Annotated in this window: 4 protein-coding genes and 2 pseudogenes; 5 read left to right on the top strand and 1 reads right to left on the bottom strand. The window is 72.6% G+C overall.

Features of this window, described 5'->3' with window-relative positions; translation table 11 throughout:
* Positions 1–64: 64 nt before the first annotated feature.
* The 5 genes and pseudogenes from ACXAHD_RS31840 to ACXAHD_RS31820 form a co-directional block, all read left to right on the top strand.
* Positions 65–184 (top strand): annotated as a pseudogene (locus ACXAHD_RS31840) (hypothetical protein); the annotation flags it as partial.
* Positions 185–407: 223 nt separating this feature from the next.
* Positions 408–650, top strand: coding sequence for a transketolase C-terminal domain-containing protein (locus ACXAHD_RS31835; protein ID WP_353850376.1), 243 nt, complete (start codon positions 408–410; stop codon positions 648–650).
* On the top strand, positions 586–720 hold the full coding sequence (locus ACXAHD_RS31830) for a lipoyl domain-containing protein (RefSeq protein ID WP_353850377.1): 135 nt from the start codon (positions 586–588) through the stop codon (positions 718–720). Before ACXAHD_RS31835 ends, ACXAHD_RS31830 begins: the two co-directional genes overlap by 65 nt.
* Positions 721–828: 108 nt before the next feature.
* Entirely contained in the window at positions 829–1,914 is a 1,086-nt protein-coding gene (locus ACXAHD_RS31825) for an S-(hydroxymethyl)mycothiol dehydrogenase (protein ID WP_281554954.1), read from the top strand.
* On the top strand, positions 1,914–2,543 hold the full coding sequence (locus ACXAHD_RS31820; protein WP_281554955.1) for an MBL fold metallo-hydrolase: 630 nt from the start codon (positions 1,914–1,916) through the stop codon (positions 2,541–2,543). Before ACXAHD_RS31825 ends, ACXAHD_RS31820 begins: the two co-directional genes overlap by 1 nt.
* 25 nt (positions 2,544–2,568) lie before the next feature.
* Here the strand turns inward: ACXAHD_RS31820 and ACXAHD_RS31815 are convergent.
* A pseudogene (locus ACXAHD_RS31815) lies at positions 2,569–2,782 on the bottom strand (hypothetical protein); the annotation flags it as partial.

The raw sequence follows: 2,782 nt of genomic DNA, 5'->3' as shown, positions 1-2,782 counted from the left end.
TTCCCGGTTCCACCCGTGCCAGCACCGGCCGCCGGCTGGCCTTCGTCGGCCTCGCCGCCTGCCGGTGGTGTACCGGCAGGCGCTCTACTACCACGGCGGCACCGCCGCCCACCACGGCGACCGCCCCTACCCGATGTGCATGAACGTCCCCGGGCTGAAGATCATCGTGCCCAGCAACGGACCGGACCTCAAGGGCCTGCTCAGGACAGCCATCCGCGACGACAACCCGGTGCTGTGCTTCGAGGACGCCAACCTGTGGGCCCGCCGCGGCCGGGGGCCGGCACCGGCCGACGACGAGCACCTGGTCCCGTTCGGCGTCACGGCGATTCCCCGGGCCGGCTCCGACGTGGCCGTGATCGGCATCGGCGGCGGCCCTCGATGCCGCCGACCAGCTCGCCGCCGACGGCATCTCCGTCGAGGTCGTCGACCCACGCACCCTGGTCCCGATGGACTGGCCGACCATCGTCGCGTCGGTGGCCAGGACCGGCCGCGCCGTCGTCGTCGACCCGGCCAACCGCACCTGCAGCGCGGCCAGCGAGATCGCCGCACGCTCGGAGAGAGGTGAGCATGGAGACCGAGGTGCGTCTGCCGCAGTTCGGCATGGGCATGTCCGAAGCCGAGGTGATGCAGTGGTACGCCGCCGACGGTGACCGGGTCGAGGAGGGCGCCGACCTGGTCGAGGTGGAGGCGGAGGTCGAATCGGCCGCCGACCAGCGGTAGACGTCACCACCACCAGGGGATACGGCCGGCGGGACGGTTCCCCGCCGGCCCGCCCGGCGGTAGGTTCGGACCGGACCTGTGTGACGACGATGTTCCAGGAGGGTTCCGATGAGCCAACACGTCCGGGGTGTGATCTCCCGGAGCACCGGTACGCCGGTCGAGGTCGCCACGATCGTCGTACCGGACCCCGGCCCGGGCGAGGCGGTGGTGCGGGTACAGGCCTGCGGTGTCTGCCACACCGACCTGCACTACCGTGACGGCGGCATCAGCGACGACTACCCGTTCCTGCTCGGCCACGAGGCGGCCGGCACCGTCGAACAGGTCGGCGACGGGGTGACCGATGTCGCCCCCGGCGACTTCGTGGTGCTGAACTGGCGTGCCGTCTGCGGCACCTGCCGGGCCTGCGTCCGGGGCCGACCCTGGTACTGCTTCGCCACCCACAACGCCACCCGGAAGATGACACTGACCGACGGCACCGTGCTCTCCCCCGCGCTGGGCATCGGCGCCTTCGCCGAGAAGACCCTGGTACACGCCGGCCAGTGCACCAAGGTGGACCCGGCGGCCCGGCCGGCCGCCGTCGGCCTGCTCGGCTGCGGAGTGATGGCCGGGCTGGGAGCCGCGATCAACACCGGCGGCGTCGGCCGCGGCGACTCCGTCGCGGTCATCGGTTGCGGCGGCGTCGGCGACGGCGCGATCGCCGGGGCCGCCCTGGCCGGTGCGACGACCATCATCGCCGTCGACACCGACCCCCGGAAACTGGACTGGGCGCGCGGCTTCGGCGCCACCCACACTGTGGACGCCCGGCAGACCGACGTGGTGGAACGGATCCAGGAGCTCACCGGCGGGTTCGGCGCCGACGTCGTCATCGACGCGGTCGGCCGCCCGGAAACCTGGAAACAGGCGTTCTACGCCCGGGACCTGGCCGGCACCGTCGTCCTGGTCGGCGTACCGACCCCGCAGATGCGCGTCGAACTGCCGCTGCTGGACGTGTTCGGTCGCGGCGGCGCGCTCAAATCCAGCTGGTACGGCGACTGCCTGCCGTCGCGCGACTTCCCGATGCTGACCGAACTGAACCGGCAGGGCCGCCTCGACCTCGACGCCTTCGTCACCGAGGAGATCCCGCTCGACCAGGTCGAGCAAGCCTTCGACAAGATGCACCACGGTGACGTGCTCCGCTCGGTGGTGGTGTTCTGATGTCCACCCGGATCGACCACACCGTCACATCCGGGACGTTCTCCCTGGACGGGCAGACCTTCGATGTCGACAACAACGTCTGGGTGGTCGGCGACGGCACCGAATGCGTGGTGATCGACGCCCCGCACGAGGTCGAGGCGATCCGCGCCGTCGTCGGCGCGCGTACCGTCCGGGCGATCGTCGCCACCCACGCCCACGACGACCACATACGGGTCGCGGCGCGCCTGGCCGACGAGACCGGCGCGCCGGTGCTACTGCACCCGGCCGACCAGGTGCTCTGGGACCAGGTCCACCCGCGGCGGCCGCCGGACGCCGCGCTGGCCGACGGGCAGCAGCTCACCGTCGGCGGCACCACGCTGCGGGTCCTGCACACCCCCGGGCACAGCCCCGGTGCCTGCTGCCTGTCCGCGCCCGAGCTGGGCGTGGTGTTCACCGGCGACACGCTGTTCGCTGGCGGCCCGGGAGCCACCGGCCGCTCCTACAGCGACTTCGGCACGATCATCGCGTCCATCCGCGACCGGCTGTTCACCCTGCCGGACGACACGATCGTGCACACCGGACACGGCGACAGCACCACGATCGGCGCCGAACGGCCGCACCTCGACGAGTGGATCGCCCGCGGCCATTGACCGGCATTTCGCGACCGGTGCCGCGTCACCCGGCCGCCGTCGCGGGTCCGACGCCGGCCGCCAGCGACGCCGGCAGCGGCCGGCCGCCGAGCGCCGGACCGTTGGTCTGCAGGTGACACGAGACGTGACCGCCGTCGTCCACCGGCACCGCCGCCGGCATCTCGACCCGGCAGCGGTCCAGCACCAGCGGGCAGCGGGTATGGAACGGGCAGTCGGACGGCGGCGCGACCGGGCTGGGC

The organism is Micromonospora sp. ABR4_055 (genome assembly GCF_056160425.1).
This window is presented reverse-complemented; position numbering and strand designations above follow the sequence as displayed.

Bases quoted from the DNA above. Each gene is read 5' to 3' on its own strand.
- ACXAHD_RS31825 (WP_281554954.1), top strand. From the start codon at position 829: ATGAGCCAACACGTCCGGGGTGTGATCTCCCGGAGCACCGGTACGCCG.
- ACXAHD_RS31820 (WP_281554955.1), top strand. From the start codon at position 1,914: ATGTCCACCCGGATCGACCACACCGTCACATCCGGGACGTTCTCCCTG.